The sequence below is a fragment of the Microbacterium sp. SCN 71-21 genome (assembly GCF_001725695.1).
Lineage (GTDB): Bacteria > Actinomycetota > Actinomycetes > Actinomycetales > Microbacteriaceae > Microbacterium > Microbacterium ginsengisoli.
The window spans coordinates 1-22,138 of record NZ_MEGA01000007.1; the positions used below are offsets into that span (position 1 = coordinate 1).

At 70.9% G+C, this 22,138-nt stretch carries 14 protein-coding genes; 6 read left to right on the forward strand and 8 right to left on the reverse strand.

Annotation, left to right across the window (positions count from 1 at the left end):
• Positions 1 to 6,267: DUF5979 domain-containing protein (locus ABT08_RS01745; RefSeq protein ID WP_288113790.1), on the reverse strand; the 6,267-nt coding region annotated here is incomplete at its 3' end.
• Positions 6,268 to 6,632: 365 nt separating this feature from the next.
• Between ABT08_RS01745 and ABT08_RS01750 the strand changes: the two genes are divergently transcribed.
• Positions 6,633 to 7,229, forward strand: coding sequence for an arsenate reductase/protein-tyrosine-phosphatase family protein (locus ABT08_RS01750; protein ID WP_045246269.1), 597 nt, complete (start codon positions 6,633 to 6,635; stop codon positions 7,227 to 7,229).
• A 4-nt stretch (positions 7,230 to 7,233) separates the two neighbouring features.
• Here ABT08_RS01750 and ABT08_RS01755 read toward each other — a convergent pair whose 3' ends face one another.
• Positions 7,234 to 7,788 carry a TetR/AcrR family transcriptional regulator gene (locus ABT08_RS01755; protein ID WP_288113828.1) on the reverse strand — a complete coding sequence of 185 codons (555 nt, stop codon included), beginning with the start codon at positions 7,786 to 7,788 and terminating at the stop codon, positions 7,234 to 7,236.
• Between the two features lie 246 nt (positions 7,789 to 8,034).
• Between ABT08_RS01755 and ABT08_RS01760 the strand changes: the two genes are divergently transcribed.
• Positions 8,035 to 9,303, forward strand: coding sequence for an MFS transporter (locus tag ABT08_RS01760; RefSeq protein ID WP_288113791.1), 1,269 nt, complete (start codon positions 8,035 to 8,037; stop codon positions 9,301 to 9,303).
• Positions 9,304 to 9,359: 56 nt separating this feature from the next.
• Here ABT08_RS01760 and ABT08_RS01765 read toward each other — a convergent pair whose 3' ends face one another.
• Both ABT08_RS01765 and truA read right to left on the reverse strand, forming a co-directional pair.
• Positions 9,360 to 10,046: an endonuclease/exonuclease/phosphatase family protein gene (locus ABT08_RS01765; RefSeq protein ID WP_056206066.1), complete on the reverse strand. Its 687-nt coding sequence runs from the start codon at positions 10,044 to 10,046 to the stop codon at positions 9,360 to 9,362.
• 52 nt (positions 10,047 to 10,098) lie between these two features.
• The gene (gene truA / locus ABT08_RS01770; RefSeq protein ID WP_288113793.1) at positions 10,099 to 10,962 is read right to left on the reverse strand and encodes a tRNA pseudouridine(38-40) synthase TruA; all 864 of its coding nucleotides are present in this window, start codon (positions 10,960 to 10,962) and stop codon (positions 10,099 to 10,101) included.
• A 124-nt stretch (positions 10,963 to 11,086) separates the two neighbouring features.
• Here truA and ABT08_RS01775 point away from each other — a divergent pair, with 124 nt between their 5' ends.
• Both ABT08_RS01775 and ABT08_RS01780 read left to right on the forward strand, forming a co-directional pair.
• The gene (locus ABT08_RS01775; protein ID WP_288113794.1) at positions 11,087 to 13,126 is read left to right on the forward strand and encodes an acyltransferase family protein; all 2,040 of its coding nucleotides are present in this window, start codon (positions 11,087 to 11,089) and stop codon (positions 13,124 to 13,126) included.
• Positions 13,127 to 13,222: 96 nt separating this feature from the next.
• Positions 13,223 to 13,798 carry a hypothetical protein gene (locus ABT08_RS01780; RefSeq protein ID WP_045246296.1) on the forward strand — a complete coding sequence of 192 codons (576 nt, stop codon included), beginning with the start codon at positions 13,223 to 13,225 and terminating at the stop codon, positions 13,796 to 13,798.
• Between the two features lies 1 nt (position 13,799).
• On the opposite strand, the gene ABT08_RS01785 is transcribed toward ABT08_RS01780, so the two are convergent.
• Positions 13,800 to 14,927, reverse strand: a complete 1,128-nt coding sequence (locus ABT08_RS01785) for a hypothetical protein (protein WP_288113795.1) — start codon at positions 14,925 to 14,927, stop codon at positions 13,800 to 13,802.
• Positions 14,924 to 16,528, reverse strand: coding sequence for a sensor histidine kinase (locus tag ABT08_RS01790; protein WP_288113797.1), 1,605 nt, complete (start codon positions 16,526 to 16,528; stop codon positions 14,924 to 14,926). The genes ABT08_RS01785 and ABT08_RS01790 overlap by 4 nt, the downstream gene beginning before the upstream one ends.
• A 243-nt stretch (positions 16,529 to 16,771) precedes the next feature.
• Here ABT08_RS01790 and ABT08_RS01795 point away from each other — a divergent pair, with 243 nt between their 5' ends.
• Entirely contained in the window at positions 16,772 to 17,440 is a 669-nt protein-coding gene (locus tag ABT08_RS01795) for a fructose 1,6-bisphosphatase (RefSeq protein WP_288113798.1), read from the forward strand.
• Positions 17,441 to 17,665: 225 nt separating this feature from the next.
• Positions 17,666 to 19,216, forward strand: a complete 1,551-nt coding sequence (locus tag ABT08_RS01800; RefSeq protein WP_084603768.1) for a glycosyltransferase family 2 protein — start codon at positions 17,666 to 17,668, stop codon at positions 19,214 to 19,216.
• 64 nt (positions 19,217 to 19,280) lie between these two features.
• Here ABT08_RS01800 and ABT08_RS01805 read toward each other — a convergent pair whose 3' ends face one another.
• Together ABT08_RS01805 and ABT08_RS01810 are read right to left on the reverse strand one after the other, a co-directional pair.
• Positions 19,281 to 20,402, reverse strand: coding sequence for a response regulator transcription factor (locus tag ABT08_RS01805; protein ID WP_288113800.1), 1,122 nt, complete (start codon positions 20,400 to 20,402; stop codon positions 19,281 to 19,283).
• A 136-nt stretch (positions 20,403 to 20,538) separates the two neighbouring features.
• Positions 20,539 to 22,071 (reverse strand): glycoside hydrolase family 6 protein, encoded by a 1,533-nt coding sequence (locus ABT08_RS01810; RefSeq protein ID WP_288113802.1) that lies wholly within the window; start codon positions 22,069 to 22,071, stop codon positions 20,539 to 20,541.
• Between the last annotated feature and the right edge of the window lie 67 nt (positions 22,072 to 22,138).

A 22,138-nucleotide genomic window follows, 5' to 3' on the forward strand; every position in this document is an offset into this window, starting at 1 on the left:
GGCGACGTCGTAGAGGTTCTCGAACGACACGGCGTTCTGGGTCGCCCCACCGGTGCCGTTCGGGCTCAGCTCGGGGATGTCCGCCGTGCGCGTGGCCTGGTCGGTGGTCGGGGTGACCGTCGGGTTCGTGACGTCGACACTCGTGACCGTGCTCTGCGCCGAGAGCGGGTCGGTCTCGGTCACGGTGCAGTGCGCGCGGGCGGGCAGGTTCGTGAACGTGCGCGATCCGCCGTCATCGAGCGTGAAGGTGGTGCTCAGCACGCTCGCGCCGTTGAAGGTGCAGTCCACCGAGAAGCCGAAGCCCGTGGGGATCGGGAAGCCGGTGCTCGCGGTGACGGTCTTCGACACCGTGAGGCTCGCGTAGTCGTAGACGTTCGTCACTGTCTGCAGCTGCAGGGGCGTCGTGCCGGAGACAGCGGTGATCGACGCGGGACTCACCGAGGACGCCGCCCCCGAGTTCGACTCGACGAACGCGCAGTCCGCACCCCACGGGAGCCCGCCGACGGTGACCGGAACGTTGGCGGTCAGAGCCGGCACCGTCGGTAGCGACGCCGAGGCGACGCTCACGCCGTTCGATGTGCACTGCAGCGAGCCGGAGAAGGTCGTGGGCACCCACGACTCCCCCGCGGCATCACCCGTGACGGTCTTCTCGATCGTGATGCTTCCCGAGGCGAGCGCCGCGCCGACGACAGGCACCTCGAACGGCAGCAGCGTGACCGAGGAGCCACCCGCGGTGTAGGTGGCGCCGGTCATCGCCGAGTTCCAGGCGATGGGGTTGGTGCCGCTGTTGACCGCTGCCGGCGGGGCATCCGTCGGGAAGCTGAGGGTGAACGTCTCCCCCGGTCGCAGCGCGTGTCCGCCGCCGGCGAAGTCGACGACCGCGTAGATCGCCGTCACCGTGCTGAGGTCGACCGACGAGTCGAGCGGCTTCCAGTACCCCGGCGGGCAGCTGCCCCCCGGGTTGAGCACGTCGTCGCAGAGCGCGGTGCCGGGCGTCACGCTCGAGTAGTAGTAGCTCGCCGTCGCGCCCGGCGCGACCGCGGCCTGCAGGGTCGGCAGTGCGCTCAGAGTCGGGTGCCATTCGGTCGTCGCGGACGGCAGCGTGATGCCGCTCGCGCCGGGGTTGGGCAGATACAGGATGCTCGAGACGGTGTCGAGCGAGTAGGTGCCCTGGTTCGTGTACTGCCCGCGCCAGGTGTTCACGGCTCCGGGCTTGGTGATCGGCGCACAGTGCCCGGAGTAGAAGCCGTCGCTGGTCGCGTCGGCGCTCGAGCAGGGCGTGGAGTTCGACGAGGTCACGCCGAGGCTCGCGTCATCGGCACGAACCTCTTGATACATCCCGAGGTTCGCGAGCGGCAGCACGCTGACGGCGGCCGACGTCGAGCAGGTGTCGCTGGGCGGACCGGTCAGGTTGCACTGGTCGAACTGGCGCTGGCCGTCGAGCGAGTAGGTGTTCGTGATGACCTGGCCGGCGAGCAGACCCGGGCGCAGGCGCATCGGGAAGCTGATCGTGTACGTCTCGCCGAGGCCCAGCGCGGTGCCGGACGCGAACGAGAAGCGGATCGCGATCGGCTCCGGCGTCGAACCCGTCGAGTACGTCACGTGCACGGTGACCTGCGACGGATCCACCGGCACCGACGTGTACGGCGCGCCGGGGGCGGTGCCGCCCGTGCGGGCGAAGGTGTAGGACGACGCGTCGGTCGGATCGACGCCCGCGGGGAACACGTAGTCGGGGGCACCCGCCACCGCCGTTCCCACCGGCAGCGTGTCGGTGATGACGGGGTCGATGATCGGATACTGACCGTTGTTCGTGGTCGCCAGTCCCACCGTGAAGGTGGTGGCGGGCTGCATCGTGCCGGACGGGGTCTTCACGAGGCGGGCTTCGGTGGGCAGATGCAGGAAGTGCATGGTCGCCGATGCGGTGTCGACCGCGTCGACTCCGTTGCCGGGCACGCCGCTGGCACGGGCCTCGACACTGTTCGGGAAGCTGCCCGCGGCGGTCGTGCCCGGCGCGGGGCTGTTGCCCGCCAGATCGGTCGGCACGGGACCGCCCGTGACGAGCGCCGTGCGGCGCTGGATCGAGACGGCCGCGTTCAGCGTGGGCGTCGCGGGGTTCTCGAGCAGCAGCAGGGCGGCTGCCGGGTCGTTGACGGAGGCCGCGGCGACCCGCTGATACGTGAAGCGCACACCCTGGATCGCGCCGTAGGTCACGAGACCACCGCCGGCGAGGGTGGCCGTGCTCGATGCGGTGCCGCCCGGGAGGGCGGTGCGCGCCTGCGCGGCGGACTTCCACGCGGTGCCGGCGGTGCCGACCACGGTCTGCCAGGTGCCGCCGGTGAGCGTCAGGGAGTTGTCGGGGGCGACCGCGTAGGTGCCGCCGGTGAGCACCTCGACCATGACCCGGTTGGCCGGGCTCGCGATCGCGAAGGTGGAGGCGAGACCGGCGAACGAGTACGCGTTGAAGAACGCGGGCGAGTGGTCGGTCAGCTGCACCTGGTTGCTGCGAGCTGTTCCGCCCGGCGTGCCCGCGATGTTCATCGTGAACGTGTCGGACTCGTTCTCGTACTGCTGGCTGTCCGGCGCGAAGCTCTTCGCGGCCGTCACGGTGCGGGTCTGCGTGTTGGTGATCTGCATCGCCGCGCTGTCGCAGTCGATGACGGTGTTCGGTGCCGGGCTCGGTGCGACCGGCGAGTCCGCGCAGGTACCCGCGGTCTCGATCGACGGGTCCGCGAGCTGACCGATCAGCGTGTTCGGCACGCTGCCGGCGGCGACTGCGGTCGCCGGGTCGGAACGGTACGTCTCGCGCAGCTGCAGGTCGATCACCACGCGCAGACGCCCGTTGGTGTTGCCGGAGGTCGTCGGCTGGATGCGCCCGGTGCTGGTGGCGGAGATGCCGACCACGTTCACGAGATCGGCGGCGGTCAACGCGGTGGCCTGCGCGATCGTGTACGGGGACGAGGTCGTGCCGTCGGCGTAGGTGAGGATCAGCTCGGTCGCGGTCGCGCCCTGCGGTGCGGTCACTCCGGCGATGTCCGTCAGCGTGAACGCGTCGAACGCGCTGCCCGCGAAGGCGGCGTCGCCGGGCAGCACTCCGGGTGACGGCTCCGTCGCGGTGATCGAGTTCACCAGCTGCGGGCCGTTGTTGGTGACGTCGAGGGTCGCCCGCGTGGACGGGTAGTCCGCGGCGGGCGTTCCCGACGGCGGCACGCCGATCGGGCCGCCCGACCAGGTCTTGGTCGTCGTGATCGTCGCCGTCGCGTTCAGCAGTGCGATGTCCGCACCATCGGTCGTCGAGAATCCGTCCGCACAGACACCGGCGACGAAGTCGGTGAGGCAGGCGTCAGAGGTCACCGTGTTGTGGATCTGGCCGGGCGTCGACGTGTTGTACAGGTCGTTGTAGAGCACCGGCGTCGTGCCGTCGGAGCGCAGCACGTCGCGCAGCTGGAAGGTCAGCGTGATCGGGCGCCGGTTCTGTGTCGCCGTCACCCCGCTGCCCACCGCAGGCTGGGTGAGCGAGCCCGGCGTGAGCACAGACGCCCGGTTCGGGCTCTCCTCGAACAGGAAGCGCACGCCCGTCGTGGTGGAACGCTCACTCGCACTCAGCGTGTACCCGGGGAAGACCGTCGAACCCGACGTGGGGCCGTCCCACGAGGTCGCGCCGGAGATCGTGACGGGAGTCCACACCCCCGTCTGGCCGTTGAACAGCTCCACGGCGGCGAGCGTGTCGTAGGCGATGGCCGGGTCGGAGGTCTTCGTGATCGGCGCGATCCGGGTGAGATCGAACGTGTTGAAGAACGAGGTGCCGAGCGACGCCGAGGTCGCGGGCCCACCGGCCGCGCCGATCTCGGTGACGTACTGCTGGGCGATGCCGGTCAGCCCCCCCGTCGACCAGTTGAGGGTTCCCGTCGCGGTGGCCTGCGTACGCTCCGTCAGCGCGATCGGGTTGAGCGACTTGTCGACGAGGTCGGGGCCTGTTCCGCTCCCTCCCCCGAGCGGAACCAGGTTCACGACGGCGCACGGCGAGGTGTTCACCGTCGTCGCCGAGAGCGCGGGGCTCGTCGCCGAGGCATCCGCCGATCCGCAGTTCGCGCGCTGCACGACGTCGGTCGTGCCCGATCCCGGTCCGGGGATGGTCGCATTGGTCGGCACCGACCCGATCGGGGTCGAGCTGGACCGGGTCACGGCCCGAGTGGTGAAGGTGATGTTCGGCTGGAAGGTCGAACCCGGGGCGAAGCTCTGCCCACTCAGCGCGTCGTAGACGAAGCGGAGCCCGGTGATAGACCCCGACAGTGAGGAGGGGATGTCGATCGTGCGGTACTGCGGCGGAGCGGTCAGGCCGATCGCTCCCGGCAGGTTCGTCCACACGCCCGGCGCAGTCTGGTACTGCACGGTGAGGCTGGCGTTCCCGGGGATGCCGAGCTGCGTGAGCTGGGTGGCGTCATACAGGTCCCACCAGTCGGCCGACAGCGCGTCGGAGTCGGTCACGACGACCTGGGTGGGGTTCACCGTCGTCGCCGGGAATCCGGCGACCGTCGCGGGAATCTGCGCGATGAACTGCTGGCCGGCGGTGAGGTATCCCTGACACGGCGTGATCGTCTTCGCGACGGTCACGCCGAGACGGTCACCGTAGATCGAGAGCGTGTCCTGCGCGTGGGCCGTCGCCGTGCGAGAGGGGTCGTCGACGGCGACACCGGTCACATCGACGGCATTGACCACGTCGGTGCGGTCGGGAAGCGGCGTGGGACGCGAGGTGTTCGCGATGAACGGCAGCTTCGCCTCGGCGCCGGGGACGATCCCGCCGGTGGCCGTGGAGGAGAAGGTGACCGTGAAGCCGACGACGCGCGTCGCGACATCGGGGGCGGGGATCGTGTCGGCCGTCGTGGTCGAGAGGGGCGCCGAGGTCGTGTTGTCGGAATACGTGTAGACGATGGTCGCCGAGGTGGCGCCGTCGGGCCACTGCACACCCGTCGTGCTCGTGCCGACCTGCCCGAAGCCCGCGAAGGTGAGCTCGTCGGCGAGCGGGTTCGGGCTCGTCGTCGCGGCGCCCGGCTCGGTGATCGACAGGGAGCGGAGCCCGACGGTCCCCGCGTTCGTCGCGCCGAGGCGCACCGTGGTCGGGTCGCCGGCCTTGACCTGGTCGGCGTCGAAGGTCTTCGCCGCCGTCACCTGCAGTCCGTAGGGGACGATCTGGTAGTTCTTGCTCACGAGCGGCGAGTTCGCCGTGAGCGTGCCGAGCGTCGCGCTCGCGGTGATGCTGTTGCTCACGGTCGTCGCCGGCAGGCCCGCGACGTTCGCGCGCTGGGCGAGGGCGATCGCGGCGACTCCCGCAGCGCCGCGCTCGATGGCGGCCCCAGTCGCGCCGGTGTAGGTGAAGCGCACACCGTAGACGTCCGCCGGATCGGGCGCACCGGTGGTCGGGTAGACCGGCGGACCGGCGCCGGTGTAGACGGTGTGCCACTGGCTGTCCAGCGACGAGTAGACCTCGGCGGTGACGCCGGTCGCGCCCGCGGGCAGGGTCATCGCGCCGAACCCGGTGAAGGCGAGGTAGTGGAACGGGCTCGTCGCGCCGGTCGGCGGGTTGCCGGGCCCGGCCGGATCCTGCACGACGAGGCTGTCGGCGGGGCCGTTGGTGGTGTTCGTGCCGGTGAGCGTCAGGGTGGTCGTGAGCCCCGGGGTGTTGAAGTTCTGGGTCGGGGAGAACGACTTGTCCGCCGTGGCTGCAGGGGTCTGCGGCACGACGGGAGTGACGGTCGCGGTGCTCGACTTGGGGTCGGCGTTCGCCGACGCGATGTTCGCGGTGTTCGGAATCGTCGTGCCGTCGATGGTCCACGGCGCGTTCGGCGACACCCGCACCTGGATGTCCATCTGGTACGACCCCAGCGGCAGTCCGGTCGACGCCGACGGAGTCTGCACGGGGGCGGTGAAGGCCAGCACCACCTGGGTGCGGTCTCCGACCGCGGAGGTCGTGACGGTTCCGGGGGCGGTGCCCGGGAACGAGCTCGCACCGACGTAGTCGATCCACTCGGGCAGCAGGTCGGTGATGGTCGTGGTGTCACATCCGGTGACGCCCGTGATCGAGGTGCCGCAGCTGAAGTCGAGCCGATACGAGAACGACGTGCCCGGCGTGAGCGGCGTGCTCGGGAGGATCGCCGTCTTGACGATGCCCTGCGAGGCGTTGATGGTGGCGGCCTGCGCGGGCGCGGCGATCGCGACGAGGCCCGCGGCGATCACGACGACACTGACGGATGCCGCGGCCACCGCGACCACACGACGACGGAAAACAGAGAACAGGCGCACCGAGACACCCCCCAATAGGCGCGACGGCTCGCGACACACATCGTCGCTCGTCATCACGTACGGCGCACGCCCGTCTCGGGTGACGAGCGGCGAAGGCTCCCCGACATGCGTGAGCCGACCCCCCTGAGCAAAGTTGCGGCGCCCGGAGGGGTACCCCCTCACTATCGCACAGGTTTGCCGGATCGGCACGTGCGCTCAGGTGTGCCGGATCGGCACGTGCGCACAGGTGTGCCGGATCGGCACGTGGCGGCGCGTCGGGAGGCGTCATGCGGCGACCGGGCGCCATCCAGCATCGCTAGACTCGCGTCGGATCGCGGCGGGAAGGGGCGGCTGCAGTGATCGAGATCCTCGTGGTGTGCACGGGCAACGTGTGCCGTTCGCCGTACGCGCAGCTGGTGCTCACCGAGCGGCTGCGGGGGCTGGACGTCGTGGTCTCCAGTGCAGGCGTTCGCGCGCGCACCGGCGCGACGATGACCCCTGAGGCCGTCGACCTCGCGGTCGCCGCGGGCGTGCCCGAGGAGGCCGCCGCGGCGCACGCGGCAGTGTGGCTCACCGAATCGCACCTGCGCACCCCGGACGTCGTGATCGGGATGTCGCGGGAGCACCGCCGCGCGGTCGTGGAACTGGCGCCCTCTCGGCTGCGGTCGAGCTTCACCGCTCGGGAGCTCGCTCGGCTGGCCGCCGCCGTGGGCGACGACGGCCTGCGCGCCGCGGCGGCCGTCGCGGGCTCCGTCCCCGCCCGCCGTGTCGAGGCGATGCTGGCGCGGCTCGCGACCGCGCGCGGTGAGGTCGAGCCTCCGGTCGATCTCACCGAGGACGATGTGATCGACCCCATCGGGCGGTCACGCGCGACCTACGAGCGGGCGGCGGCGGAGATGGGCCCGGGGATCGACGCGATCGACCTGCTCGTCCGTCTCGCCCTCGAGGCCTGAATGCTCACACCGATGCGCCGAGCGAGCGCTCGACCGCACGCCAGCCGTCGGTGAGCACGGCGAAGCCCGCCGCGCAGACGCCGATGGGGTCGTCGCTCTCGCTCGCGAGGATCTGGATCTGCAGCACGAACCTGCAGTAGGCGCGTACCTCCGGCGACGGTTCGTCGACGCCCGCGTCGGCGGCGATCACGGCTGCCAGTGCGTCTTCATGGCGCAGCCACATGCGTGCCGCGTAGTCGCGCAGAGCGGGGGTCGCGTTGAGGAACTCCATGAACCGGCGCGACACCGCATCGCCGTGCTCGACGACGTTCGCCGCGATCTCCGCGAGGTAGAAGTCGTGCAGCGCCGTGTGGACGGACACGCCGGGGCCTCGGTCCCGCACCGAGGCGATGAGCTTGTCGCGCTGCTCGTCGTCCTCGTCGAAGACGAGCGCCTCCTTCTGCGGGAAGTGCGCGAACACCGTCGTCGGCGAGACATCCGCGGCATCGGCCACTTCGCGGATGCTGACGTTCGCGAACCCGCGCTCGAGGAACAGCATGGTGGCGGTGTCGGAGATCAGCTTGCGCGTCGCGCGCTTCTTTCTTTCGCGCCGGCCCTCCGGCGCAGGGGAACTTTCGCGCCGACCCCCCGGCGCAGGGGAATTTTCGCGACGGCCGTCCGGCGCAGGGGAACTCTCCTGCCGACCCTCCGGCGCGGGGGAACCCTCGCGCCGCCCCGGCTGCTCAGACGTGCTCATGCCACCAGTCTAACCAGATCGGGTTCGAAACTGTATTGACAACAAAACTGGTATCGATACAGTTATCGCATGACCTCCTCCTCGACCAGCCCGCGCAGCGACCGCCGCGCCTGGATCATGCTCATCGTCCTGACGATGCTGACCACCGCCGGCATGACCGTCGTCCTCCCCGTGCTCCCCTTCGTCGTCCTGCGCTACGTGTCCAACGAGAGCGACCTCGCCGTGTGGGTGGGCGTGCTCGAAGCCGTCAACGGCCTCTGCGCCTTCCTCATCGCACCCTTCCTCGGTCGCCTGTCCGACCGCTTCGGTCGCCGACCCGTCATCATCGTCGCCGCGCTCGGCGCGGCCGTCAGCATGACGCTGTTCGGCATCGGCGGCGCTCTCTGGGTGCTGCTGTTGGCCCGCGTCATCCAGGGCGCCACCGCCGGAGACCTGCCCGCTCTGTTCGCGTACCTCGCCGACATCACCCCGCCCGAGAAGCGCGCCCAGCGCTTCGGCCTGCTCGGCGCCCTCTCCGGCATCGGCACGATGGTGGGGCCGGCGGTCGGCGGCCTGCTCGCCGCGATCAGCGTCGAGCTGCCCGTCTTCCTCACCGCCGCGGTGTCGTTCGTGATCGCGCTGCTGAGCATCTTCCTGCTGCCCGAGAGCCTGCGCCCCGAGAACCGCATCGCCTCGATCCGCGTCGCCGACCTCCACCCGTTCGCCGTGTTCCGCGAGGCCTTCGGCCGCCGCGAGCTGCGCGGCCTCATGATCGGCTTCGCGCTGCTCGCGCTGCCGTTCGGCATGTTCGTGAACAACTTCAGCGTGATGGCCTACGACTCCATCGGCTGGGGTCCGACCGCGATCGGCCTGCTCATCGCCGCGGTCGGCATCATCGACATCATCGTGCAGGGCGCCCTGCTCGGAGTGCTGCTCCCCCGCATGGGCGAGCGCGCGGTCATCGTCAGCGGCATCATCGGCCAGGCGCTGGGACTCGCGGCCCTCGCGCTCGTCGCCTCGGTGCTCGCCCAGCCGTGGGTGTTCATCGCCGGATCGCTCCTGCTCGCCGCGGGTCAGGGTGCCGCGCAGGCCGCGATGGACGGCGCGATGTCCAACGCCGTCGGCGGCGACGAGCAAGGCTGGCTGGGCGGCGCGACGCAGTCGCTCAACGCCGCCATGAGCACGGTGGCGCCGCTCCTCGCCGGCGCCCTCTACGCCGTCGTGAGCCACGCGGCGCCCTACTGGCTGGGGGCGCTGCTCATGGTCGTCGCCGCGGTCGTCATCGCCCGGGCCCGCTTCACCGACGCGGCTCGCCTCCCGCGCGCGGCGACGCCGAGCGCCGTGGATGCCGCAGCCTGACCCGCACTCCTGACGCCGGCGCCCACCCGCGGTGACGCGGCGACGGGCGCCGCGACTCAGGCGGCGATGCGCGCCGGGTCGGGCTGGGCGGTCACGAGGATCGGGAGGTGATCGCTGAGCCCCTGCGGGAGGGTGCGGATGTCGGCGATCGTGAACCCCGACGAGGTGGCGAAGTCGTAGTGGCCGCGGAAGAACCGGTAGCGCGTGTAGGTGCGGGAGTCGCTGAGGCTCAGCTCGTAGCCCTGGTCGCGCACGCGCTCGCCCAGCTTCTCCTTGAAGACGGGGTAGTTGTAGTCGCCGACCATGAGCGTCGGCAGTCCCGGGCCGAGGTCGGCGAGCTCGGCGAGCGCCGTGCGGATCTGATGGCGTCGCAGCGAGTTCAGCGCCGTGAGGGGGGCGGCGTGGAACGAGGCGACGAGCAGCTCGCTGTTGTGGTCGATGTCCCGCAGGCGCACCCCCAGCATCCGCTCTTCGGCGGGCTTGAGCACCATGTCGTGCAGCGACTTCTTCAGCGAGATGGCGCGCACCTCCTGCAGCCGGAACGTGCTCTCGCGGAAGTAGACCGCGAGACCCAGCCGGTTGCGCTGGGTGGCGTCGGCGAGCACGAGGCCGCCGAGGCGATCGGGGATGTCGGTGGTGTCCGCCTCCTGCAGGCACAGCACGTCGGGGTCGTGCTCCGCGACGCGGTGGATGAGCTCGCCGGCGGCCCGGTGCTTGCGCAGGTTGTAGGAGATGACCTTCATCGTGCTTCCACGATAGGCCGGTGCCGGCGCGGCGCCGGGCGCACGGTGGATCTCACAGGGTTCGCTCATGCGTCGCCGAAGGACGCGCTCCGTCGAGCTCGCGGCGGGCACGCGTCTGGTCGGCGCGCGCGGCGAGCAGGTCCTCGGCGGGGTAGCCGACCTCGGCGAGGGTGAGCCCGTGGGCAGCCAGCACGGGGAACGCGCTCGTGCGCACCGCCTCATCTCGCAGCCGCACGAGGTCGTCCGGCGCGAGGCGCCCCTGCCCTACCGCGACGCAGGCGCCGACGAGGGCGCGCACCATGCTGTGACAGAAGGCGTCTGCGCGCACGTGCGCGACGAGCGTGCCGGTCTCGTCGCGCCGCCACGAGTAGTCGAGCAGCGTGCGGATCGTCGTGGCCTCCTCGCGCGGCTTGCAGTAGGCGGCGAAGTCGTGGAGCCCGATGAGGGCGCGGGCCGCGGCATCCATCGCCTGCTCGTCGAGGCGTGCCCGCACGAAGGTGGTGCGCGTGCGCTCGAGCGGGTCGTAGCCGGTGACCTCGTCGGCCACGCGGTACGTGTAGCGACGCCACACGGCCGAGAAGCGGGCGTCGAAGCCGTCGGGGGCGATCGAGGTGCGGTGCACGACGACATCGGGGGAACGTCCGAGCACGCCGGTGATCTTGCGGGCGAGCTGGTCGACATCGCCCCGCCCGGCGTCGAGCCGGCGGTGCTGGATCTCGTCGAGGTCGAGGTGCGCGACCTGTCCGCTCGCGTGCACGCCCGCGTCGGTGCGTCCCGCGACCACGAGGCGCGGCTCGCCGCCGAGCACGCGCGCGACGGCACCCTCGAGTACGCCCTGCACCGTGCGCAGACCCGGCTGGCGCGCCCAGCCCGAGAAGTCAGCGCCGTCGTAGGCGAGATCGAAACGGATGCGCACGCCGAAATCCTAACGAGCGCCCGCAGACACGCCCCGGCGCCCGCTCGGGCCGACACGCCGACGCTCGAACCCCGTCGCACCGCCGACGTAGACTCGGTGGCCGACCCCCGGAACCCCACTCCTGATGTCTGTCACACCTCGCCCCACCCCCGCAGGCCGTTTCGACGGTCTCGACGGCATGCGCGCCCTCGCGGTCGCGCTGGTCGTCGCCTATCACGTGTTCCCGGGCGGGCCGTTCGTCGGCGGCTTCCTGGGCGTCGACGTCTTCTTCGTCATCAGCGGCTTCCTCATCACGTCGCTCCTGACGAGAGAGAAGGATGCCACGGGCCGCATCTCGCTCGCAGGGTTCTGGCGCCGTCGCGCCCGCCGCCTGCTGCCCGCGCTCGTGCTGGTCGTCGTGGTGTGCGCGAGCATCGCACTGGCGGTGGGGGGCGACATCCTCACCGACCTCGGTCGCCAGGTGCTCGGGGCGGCGACGTTCAGCTACAACTGGCTCGCCGTCGCCGCGGGAGGCGACTACTTCGCGCAGACGGCCCCCGAGCTGTTCCGCAACCTGTGGTCGCTCGCCGTCGAGGAGCAGTTCTACGTGCTCTGGCCGCTCGTGCTGCTGCTCGGCGTGCTCATCGGGCGACGCGCGGGCCGGTTCGCGATCGGGCGTCGCGGTGTGGGCATCGCCGTCGTCATGGCCGCGGCCGTGGCATCCGCGGTCTGGATGGCGGTGCTCGTCGCCTCGGCCCCCGGGGATGCGGCCGGCGGAGCGGGCGACGCCGTCACCGGCGGGGCCACGGGCGGGGCCATCACCCGCGCGTACTTCGGCACCGACAGCCACGCGTTCGGGTTGCTGCTCGGCGCCGCGCTGGCACTCGCGCTCCCCGCCGTGCGCGCCTCGGCGCGGCCGTGGGTGCGGAGGCGGGCGACGCGCGGCATCCTTCTCGTCGCCGGATCGGCCGCCGCCGCGGCACTCGTCGCGCTGGCGCTGCTGCCGGAGACCGCCACGGCATGGACCTTCCCCGGGGTTCTCATCGCCGCGAGCGCGCTGACGGGTGTCGTGATCCTCGCGTGCACGTGGCCGGGTGCCGTGCTCGGACGCGCCCTCGACATCCCGCCGCTGCGCTGGATCGGCGTGCGGTCGTACGCGATCTATCTCTGGCACTGGCCGATCATGGTGCTGCTGACGGCGTCGCTCGCGCGTTCGGGCACGGGCGGCGCCGACGCGAGCATGCCGTGGCAGCTCAGTGTCGCCGCGCTCGTGTTCACCCTCGTCGCCGCCGACCTCTCCCTGCGCCTGGTCGATACGCCGGTGCGTCGCGACGGATTCCGCGCGAGCATCCGCGAATGGGGCCGCGCGCTGAGGGGCACCGCGTGGCGGCGGGCGGGGGCGGCACTCGGCGTCGTGGTCACGGTCGCACTCGTGTCGGCGACATCCACCGCGGTCGCCGTCGCACCGACGCGCTCCAGCGCCGCCGACGCGGTCGCCGCCGGCGAAGCCGCCGTCGACGCGAGCACCCCGACGCCCGGCGCGAGCGCACCCGCGGGCGCCGATCCCGCCGCGGCGACGGTCTCCCCGGTCGCCCCGAGCGTGGCCGCGACGAGCCCGCCGATCCCGGGCAGTCAGATCACCGCGATCGGCGACAGCGTGATGCTCGCCTCTGCGCCGAGCCTCATGGCGACGTTCCCCGGCATCTCCGTCGACGCGAAGGTCTCCCGTTCGATGTACGCCGCGCCGGGCATCCTCTCGCAGCTCGCCGCCGACGGGCAGCTGCGTCCCTACATCGTCATCGGACTCGGCACGAACGGCGCGATCAGCCAGAACACCCTCGACGAGATCGTGCGGATCGCCGGACCCGACCGTGCCGTCGTGCTCGTCAACGCGTTCGCGCCGCGATCATGGATCCCCGGCGTCAACGACGAGCTGCGCGCGTTCGCGCGCCAGCATCCGGGCGTCTCGCTCGCCGACTGGTACGACGCGATCTCGCCGCACGTCGACCTTCTCGCGGGCGATCAGATCCACCCCGGCGGAGCCGGCGGGCGCATCTTCGCCGGGGCGGTCGAGGACGGCCTGTCCCGCGCCGACGCCGAACGCCAGCAGCTGAAGCGGCTCGGGGCGCTCCGCGAGCTCGCCGGGGTGCTGTGCGCCGGCGCGTGCGACCTCGACAACGGCTGAGCGCGCCGCGGCGCCGCATAGACTGGCCCCGCGACGGCAGCACCGTCGCGGAGAGGGGACACCGTGCAGGCGACGGCTCGACGTGCGACCGGGGCGATGATCGCCCTGACTCTGGCCGCGGGGCTCACGGGCTGCGGCATCGCACCGTGGGCCGGCCAGCAGAACAGCACGCCCTCCCCCACGATGACGACGCCGTCGGCCGTGCCGACGCCGGTGTCCAACGACCTCTCGAGCGGCTCGACGCAGCGCACGGTGAAGAGCGGGTCGGTGACGGCCACCGTCAACTACTGGTCGACACTGTCGATGGACCGCTGGAAGGCCGGCGCGCTCAAGCCGATCTCGCTGTCGCTGACCACGACCGTCGACCCGAACGACGGCCAGAAGGTCTATCTGCAGTCGGCGACCATGACCGCGATCCCGCAGGGCTCGAACGGCGAGACGTTCCCCGCGCTGAGCCCGCAGTCCGACACGTCGACGGTTCCGCCGGGCTACCTCGCGCTCTCGCCGTACAGCTACTCTCAGACCTTCACCATCGGCGAGGTCCCTCAGGGAGCGACCTCGGTGCAGATCCAGTTCACCTACGACTTCCTCGTGCAGACGACGCCGACCTCGAGCGAGTACGCGAAGCAGACGGGCAGCGATCTGCTCTCGGTCGCCATCGCGCAGGGCTGAGTCAGGCCACCGGTTCCGTCACGCGGACCCATCGGTCGCCGCCGTCGGCCGATGCCCGTGCGGCACCCGCGCGGGCGTCGCGCAGCAACGCTTCCATGTCGTAGCCCGAGACGTCCACGCTCGACCATCCGACACTGACCGACAGCTGCACGGCGAGCGGTCGCGACGTGTCGAGACGCGACACCTGTGCGCGCAGGTCGTCGAGCGCCGACTCGATCGCGATCGGCGGGCGCATCAGCAGCACGTACAGGTGCCCGGGCGAGGAGACCGCGATGTCGGCCTCGCTCGGGATGCTCGCGCGCACATCGCGTTCGACCGTGTCGACGATGCGCCAGAACAGGCTGCCGCCGGCGGCGATCCGCAGGTCGTCGACGTCGTCGAGGCGGATGGAGAGCACCGACCAGGCCCGCTCGCCCCGGTCGGCCGCCCGCGCGAGCTTGTCGCCGCCGCCGGCGATGAACGCGGCGAGCCCCGTCGGGACACCGGATGCCGCGGCCCCGCGCCCGACCGCGAGCCACAGCAGCGTCACCAGGGCGCAGACGATGTAGATCATCGCGCCGACGCTGTCGAGCACCCGCAGGATGCCGAGGTCCTCGGGGCCACGCGGGCGGGCGATGATGCTGTGCACGAGGTTGCCTGCGGCGACGACGGTCACGGCGCCGGAGATGAGGGCGAGCGGGAGCAGCATCCCATCGGCACGTTCGGGAATGCGGCGAAGCTCGATGATGCTCAGCAGCGCGAACACCCCTGAGACGGCGTAGGCGGCGGCGAACGCGAGGCCGAACCACTCGTCGGGCACGACCGCGAGCACGGATGCCGCGAGGGCCACGTAGAGCACGGGCACGGCCCAGTCCGATCGCACGCCGCGCCACGAGCGCAGCCCCGACCAGATGAAGATGCCCGCACCGAGGGAGATGCCGAGCGAGAGCCGCCGCAGCGACTCCTCCCCGGCACTGTCGGCGTACATCCCGAGGTAGACGCCCGCCGCTCCCGCGACGAAGACGAGCATCCACTGCAGCGTCGCGGGATGGGGACGACGCACGTAGCCGAGGCCCGTCATCAGCACGAGGGCGAGCGTCGCGAGGGTGGCCTGGCCGACGGCGAGTCCGTAGGCGACGGGGTCGTTCATATGAGCACCCAGGCGTCGGAGAGCGGGATGCGCATGCGCACCAGCGTGCCCTTGCCCACGGTGCTCTCGAGACCGATCTCGCCGCGATGGGCGACCAGGATCTCCCGCACGATCCCCATGCCGAGCCCCGTGCCCCCGACCCCGCTGTCCTGCGCGGAGCGGGCACGGAAATACGGCTCGAACACGTGCCCGAGGTCGTCGGCGTCGATGCCCATGCCCGTGTCCGAGACCTCGATGAGCGCGGAGTGCTCGACGGTGCGCGCCACGAGCCGCACCGACCCGTCGGCGCCGGTGTACTTGATCGCATTGCTGAGCACGTTGTCGATGACCTGGCGCAGCCGGAACGCGTCGCCGTCGACGAGCAGCCCGCTCTCGATGTCGGCGGTCAGCCGCACCCCGCGCGCCTCCGCCGTCGGGGCGAACGACTCCAGCGACAGACGCAGCAGCTCGGTCAGGTCGACCGCCGACCACACCGGCTCGGCCGAGAATCCGCCGCGGGCGTAGGTCAGCAGCTCGGCGATGAGCGCATCCATCCGGGTGGCCGCGCCCGAGATGACGCGCAGATGCTCGGCGAGCTGGGGCGCATCGTCGACGTCGTCGAGGGCGAGCTCGGTGTGCCCGGCGATCACGGTAAGGGGGTTGCGCAGCTCGTGCGAGACCACGGTGGCGAGCTTCTCCCGCGCGCGCTCCGACTCGATGAGCGCGGTGACGTCGTGCACGAGGTAGAGGATCGTCGTGTCCTCGTCGAGACCCGCCGGGAGCACGCGGGTCGAGACGCTCAGCGCTCGCCATTCGCCCTCGCCGTCGAACAGCCACACGCGCTCGTCGTCGAGGGTCTCGCCCCGGCGCGCACGGGTGAGGGGGCGCCGGCTCTGCGGGATGGCCGTTCCGCCCTGCTCGTCGTATTCGACTGCCGCGCCCGGCTGATCGATGTCCTCGGGGTCGAGTCCGTACAGACGCACGAGGGTCTCGTTGAGGGCGAGCACCTGGCCGCGCGCCGACAGACGCGCCACCCCGATGTCGAGGGCGTTGAACATCTGCGAGACACGGCGCCGCTGCGCCGAGACCCCGTGCAGCGAGTCCTGCAGCTTCGCGGTCTGGCGCCGCAGCAGCTGCTTGAACGCGCGGGTCTGGCGTGCGCTGATCGAGGTGGCGAGCGCCAGGAAGGCGAGCGAGAGGAAGACCACGATGTAGGCGACCATCGTGCGACTGTCGGCGTCGGTGAGCATCGCGGACAGCAGCATCGTCGCGCCGATCCCGCCGACACCGAGCATGATCGCCCAGATCGAGAAGAAGGACCCCAGCCAGACGACGGGGAACGCCCACAGGAAGTCGAGCGCGAAGCCCGCATCCCACTGCATGACCCCGATCGCAAGGATGTCGAGGAACGGGACGAGCACGACGATCGGCCGGCCCACCCGATGCCAGGGGAACACCAGCGTGACGACCGTGAGGCCGATGGCCCCGCCCGCGCCGATCGCGAACGTGCCCGTCGAGAACTGGGCCGGCTGCAGGACCAGCATGACCAGCACCACGACGAGGACCACGGCGCACAGCAGCAGCTGCGACTGCCAGATCGAGCGCGTCCGCGCACCAGCCACGCCCCGAGGCGCGCCGACAGGCGCCCTCAGGCGGCGATCGGGTTCACCGTCCCCAGCGGACATGTGGTCGAGTGTAGCCATGGCCATTGCGTATACTCGTGACGCCCGGGGCGGTGCCGCACGATTCGTCCTGAGCGTGGTTGCGATCTCCTCGCCCGGGAGTCCGCGATCCCCATCCCCACGGTCCGAGAGCTAGGGAGTGTCATGGGTCGTTCGTTGCGTCGCTCCACTCGGCTGGCCGTCGTGGTCGCCCTCTCCGCCATCGTGGTCGCCTCCGCGACGGGGTGCTCGCAGATCATCGATGCGATCAACGCGCTGTCCGGTCGCAGCGCCACGACCGTCGTGCCGACCGCCGGACCCTCCTCGAGCCCGTCGGCGTCACTGCTCTACAACTCGGTGTTCACGAGCGACGGCTCGGTGCAGCTCGACACGGACCTCGCCGACAGCCTGGTGCTGGAGCTCAACGTCTGGGCTCAGGACCCGAAGAAGACGCAGGAGTGGACGCCGAGCAACGACAAGCACTTCGGGTTCGCGGTGAACGTCTACGACAAGCGCGTCGACGACAAGGCCGTGCTCGCGCAGAAGCGCAGCGTCTACCTCTCATCGATCACGATCTCCTCGCAGACCGCGCAGACCTCCGGACAGGTGCAGTCTCCGTTCCAATTCAGCGCCGACCCGCGCACGATGGTGCCGAGCGACACGCTCCGCTCCGACAAGGGCCTGCTGCTGAACACCTACCAGGGCGGGTTCCTCGTTCCCGACACGGTGATCCACCAGCTCCCCGGCGACACGTACGGGCTCACCCTGTCGTTCACGATGAACGTGTGGGTCGAGGGACAGGCGAACACCGACACCTCGTTCGGCCAGCAGTCGGTTTACGAGGCCGTTCCGATCGCGATCTTCCAGCAATAGCCCGCCCTAGACGGCGGCAGAGGAACGCGAGCGCGGATGCCCCACCCCGGCGTCTTGCGGAAATCTTGCGGAAAGTCTCTGACTTCCGTGCCTACAGGCCCTCCCGACCTTGCGGATCGCGGGGCATGATGGGTTTTACACGGCGTGAGTCGTGCCTTCCCCCATCGCGAGAAAGAGGTCCCGTTGGCTGAGTACCGGCCCACGCCCGCGCCACAGTCGACCGCTGTGACCGGTTACGACCCGACCTACCCCTACCCGGGTGGCGCCGGCTACGCGCCCGCCCCCGGGTACGCTCCGGCCCCCGGCTACGGAGCACCCGCCTACGGCGCGCCCAGCTACGCACCGGCACCGGGCTACCCGGCCGACGCCTCGTACGGAGCCGACCAGTTCTCCGAGGACTTCACCGCCGTGCTCGAGGACGGCCAGACGCGCCGCTCCACGATCGGCTGCGTCATCCCGGCGTACAACGAGGAGGAGTCGATCGCCGACGTCATCGAGGGTCTCCTCTCGCAGACGCGCGTGCCCGATGTCATCCACGTCGTGATCAACAACACGACCGACCAGACCGCGAAGATCGCCGCCGAGTACGCCGGACCCCACGAGATCACGACCGACCTGGGCGAGCAGTTCACCGAGGTGTTCGTGCACGACATCGGCAAGAACCCCGACAAGAAGGTGGGCGCCCTCAACTACGGCTACTCGCTCGTCGAGGGCTGCGACTTCCTCCTGGGCGTCGACGGCGACACGATCGCCCACCCGAAGGCGGTCGAGTACCTCGAGACCGAGGCGATGGGCGACTCCCGCATCGGCGGCATCTCGGCGATCTACACGATCGACGACCGGCCGATCAAGGGCCTGCTGGCGAAGTTCCTCATCGCCGGTCAGCGCACTCAGTTCGCCGCCTTCAACCTGCAGAACCTGCTGCGCGGACGCAACATGGCGGTGCTGGGCGGTCAGTTCTCGATCTTCTCGACGAACGCCCTCCGCGACGCGATGAAGGCCAACCACCAGTCGACGCCGTGGGTGAAGGACAGCGAGGTCGAGGACTCGCTCCTCTCGCTGCAGATCAAGAGCGCCGGCTACCTGACCAAGATCAGCCCGTACGCGCGCGCGTACGTGGGCGGCATGACGACGCTGCGCGGCTACGACGCGCAGCAGGTGAAGTGGACGTACGGCGCCATCGAGCTGATGTGGCCCGGCCAGCGCGGCGACACGAAGGGACAGCCCTTCCACCCCAACCTGCGCCTGCGCTGGTTCGAGAACTTCGGCATGCTGACGAACCTGTTCGTGCGCGTCGCGTTCATCACGCTGCTCGCCGCGTCGCTGTCGATCAACGCTTTCGTGTTCTCGGCGTTCTGGCTCATCCCGCCCGTGGTCGCCATGCTGCTGAACCTGCGCATCGCGCGCACGATGAAGTACTGCGACAACCGCGACGTGCTCTTCGCGGTGCTGTTCTTGCCGGCGGAGATGTTCATGTGGGTGCGCATCGGCCACTTCCTCCGTTCCTGGAGCCGCTTCCTCTCGAAGAAGAAGGTCGACAACTGGGCCATGCAGGCCAAAGCGGAACGCGGCGGCGGCTCGCTGGGCTACTGGGTGCCGGCGATCCTCCTGATCGCGGTGCTGATCGCGTCGGCCGCGATCTGGAGCATCCTCGGCCCGGTCGCGCAGTCGTCGATCCTGTGGGTCGGATGGCCCATCGTCGGTGTGGTCACCGTGCTGCAGACGCTCCTCATGTTCAGCAAGCTCGTGCGCCGTCACCACGGGTACAAGGTCTGACATCCCGAGAAACGCGAGGGGGCGGCATCCGATCGGATGCCGCCCCCTCGCGTTTCTCCGCGCGTCAGGGTGAGAGCAGCTCGGTCGTGAGGCGGTAGCCGACGCCGCGGACGGTCTCGATGTAGCGGGGGTTCGACGGGTTGTCGCCGAGCTTGCGGCGCAGGTTCGTCATGTGCGCCTCGACTGCGCGCTTGTCGGCCTCGCCGACGTAGTAGGAGGTCACGTACGACTCGCCGCGCAGCACGAGGGTGAGGTCGGCCTTGCTGCGCACGCGACGCTTCGACTCGAGGAGGGTCGCGAGCAGGTCGAATTCGGTGCGGGTGAGCTCGACCTGCTGCCCGCCGATGAGCACGATGCGCGTCTCGGGGTTCAGCTGGAGGTCGCGGTGGGTGATCCAGTAGCCGCCGCCCGGCGCGGGCATCCCCGGACGGGCGAGCTCCTGCGAAGGGTAGACGGGGACGATCGCCTGCGCGGGCGGTGCCGCCGGCACGACGACGGGATATGCCGGGGGCTCCGCCGGGTAGGGCTGCGGTTCGGCGTAGGGCGGCGCGTCGACCGGTTGGGGCTCGACGTAGACCGGCGCGGCCGGCTGGGGCTCGACGTAGGCCGGAGCCACCGGCTGCGGCTCGACGTAGGCCGGGGCGGCGGGGGCCGCCGGGGCGGCGGGCGTCGCCCACGAGGCCGGGGGCAGGTCGCCTTCGGGTGCGCCGGGCGGGGTCGGGAAGGCGGATGCCGCGGGCCGGGCGCCGGGGAACGACGGGCCGACGCTCTCCTGCCGGGTCGCCGGGGGCGTCGCACCGTCGGGGCGCGGTCGGCGCAGGAGCGCCTCGATGCGCGCACGGAACTCGCGCGGGCGGAACGGCTTGACGATGTACTCGTCGGCGCCGGCGCCGAGGCCGAGCACCACGTCGGCCTCGTCGGCGAGGCCGGTGAGCATGATGATGTAGGAGTTGCTCTTCTCGCGGATACGACGGGCCGCCTCGAACCCGTCGATGCCCGGCATGTTCACGTCGAGCGTCGTGATGAGGGGCTGGTAGGCCAGCACTGCACGCACACCGTCGATGCCGTTTCCGACGGAGACCGTCGAGAATCCCGCGGCCTCGAGCACTTCGACGAGGAGGTGGCGGACGTCGGGGTCGTCCTCGACGATGACGGCGGTCTTCTGCCCGCCTTCAGGTGTGCTCATTCAGGTGGCCTTCTCGTGGAGGAACCGGAGGGACACGCGTCGGTCACCCCGCGGGCCCCCGAGCGCTTCGTCATTGTTCCATAGTTCTGTTACAGCCCTGAGAAGCCGGAGCGTGGGTCCGGCAACACGGCGTGCGTCATTTCACCAGGCCCTGTGTGAGCGCGACCGCGCCCGCAGGCCACCAGACACCCGCGTCGGGTCCGCCGTTGCACGTGCCGTCGCTCTCGCCGGGCGGCTTGATCCACAGGTTGGTGTCGACGACGTCGTCGCCGTACGTGCCGCCCTTGTCGCCGACGAGGCGACCTGCCGGGTTGCACCACTGGTTGTCGCTCGTGGGTCCGGCGCCGTTGCGCGAGGTGTCGACGATCGCGTGACCGGTCCCGAGGGCGGCGGCGACGGCATGGGCGTAGCTGAACTCGTTCTGGGTGGTGTTGAAGTTCGACACGTTCGTCGCGAACCCGCGCACCTTGTCGAGCACGCCGACGCTCTTGATCAGGTCGGCCATCTGCGCCGCCGGAAGCCACGACGAATGTCCGCCGTCGAGGTAGATCCAGGTGTTGGTGCCCGCGATCACGTCGACCGCCCCGCGCAGTTGGGTGTCGCGGTCGCTGAGGTTGCCGCATTGCGGCGCGAGCGCGAGGCTGTCGGGTTCGAGGATGACGATCTTTCGCAGGTCGGATGCCGCGGCGAGCGCCTGACCGATCTGGGTCGTCCAGGTGACGTAGTCGGCTTCGTCGAGACCGCCGGCGGAGTGGTTTCCGCAGTCACGGCCCGGGAGCCCGTAGACGACGACGGCGAGGGACGCCTTCTGTGCGCGGGCCTCGGTGGCGAGGTGGGCGACACGGTCGTAGACCTCGCCGATCGGATCCTGTTCGGGGGTGAGCCAGTAGGCGGTGGGCTGGGCGGCGAGGTAGGCGGCTGCCGCCTGTTCGGCCGAGCCGGGCGTCTCGGCGGCGGCGGCCTTGGCCGCCTTGGACTCGTCGGGAGCGACGATCGTGGTGCCCACGCGGGGCGGCTGTGCAGACACGGTGTTCACCAGGGTGTTGACGGCGATGCCGGCGATCGCGAGGCCCGAGAGCACGACGACCACGACGAGCGCGATGGCGGCGATGATCAGGCCGCGGATCCACTTCTGACGTCGCGTGCGGAGAGCACGGGGCGCGCGCGTCCGGCGCGGGGCACGGCGACCGCGCGGAGCGGCGGCGGGGGCATGCGATGCAGAGGCGTTCACCGACGCAGCGTCCGGCGCAGCAGCGTTCGGGGCAGGTGCGTTCGGGGCAGGTGCGTCCGGCGCAGCGGCGTCGGACACGAGGGCGTGCTCCGGCGCCGATTCCACGGCGTCGCCGGAACGGATCGATGCGCTGTCGTCGACGGCCGGGCCGGTGACCGGCACGGCAGCGGTGTCGACGCGCAGCACATAGGCGTCGCGGTTCGCGACGATGCGCCGAGCGTCCTCGTTGGTCGCGGCGTCGGCGGAGGCGGAGGGGGCATCCGCGGGGGCGCTCTCCGCGGCCGGCGCCGACCCCGCGGCTTCCTGCAGACGTCGTGCCGGGTGGGACGCGGGATGACGCGGGGGCTTCGGCGCGCGAACGATCGGTGTCGGGTGCGCGGCGTCGGGCGCGTCGACCGGATCTGGCGCGTCGGAGCCGTCGTGCGGCGGAGTGCTCACCTGGCGACTCTATCGAGTGATCCCCGGCGGGCGCCCGGGGACGCTGCGATCGCCCGACACACGGGGG

Bases quoted from the DNA above. Each gene is read 5' to 3' on its own strand.
- ABT08_RS01760 (WP_288113791.1), top strand. From the start codon at position 8,035: ATGACCTCCTCCTCGACCAGCCCGCGCAGCGACCGCCGCGCCTGGATC.
- ABT08_RS01780 (WP_045246296.1), top strand. From the start codon at position 13,223: ATGATCGCCCTGACTCTGGCCGCGGGGCTCACGGGCTGCGGCATCGCA.
- ABT08_RS01805 (WP_288113800.1), bottom strand. From the start codon at position 20,402: ATGAGCACACCTGAAGGCGGGCAGAAGACCGCCGTCATCGTCGAGGAC.
- ABT08_RS01775 (WP_288113794.1), top strand. From the start codon at position 11,087: ATGTCTGTCACACCTCGCCCCACCCCCGCAGGCCGTTTCGACGGTCTC.
- ABT08_RS01765 (WP_056206066.1), bottom strand. From the start codon at position 10,046: ATGAAGGTCATCTCCTACAACCTGCGCAAGCACCGGGCCGCCGGCGAG.
- ABT08_RS01785 (WP_288113795.1), bottom strand. From the start codon at position 14,927: ATGAACGACCCCGTCGCCTACGGACTCGCCGTCGGCCAGGCCACCCTC.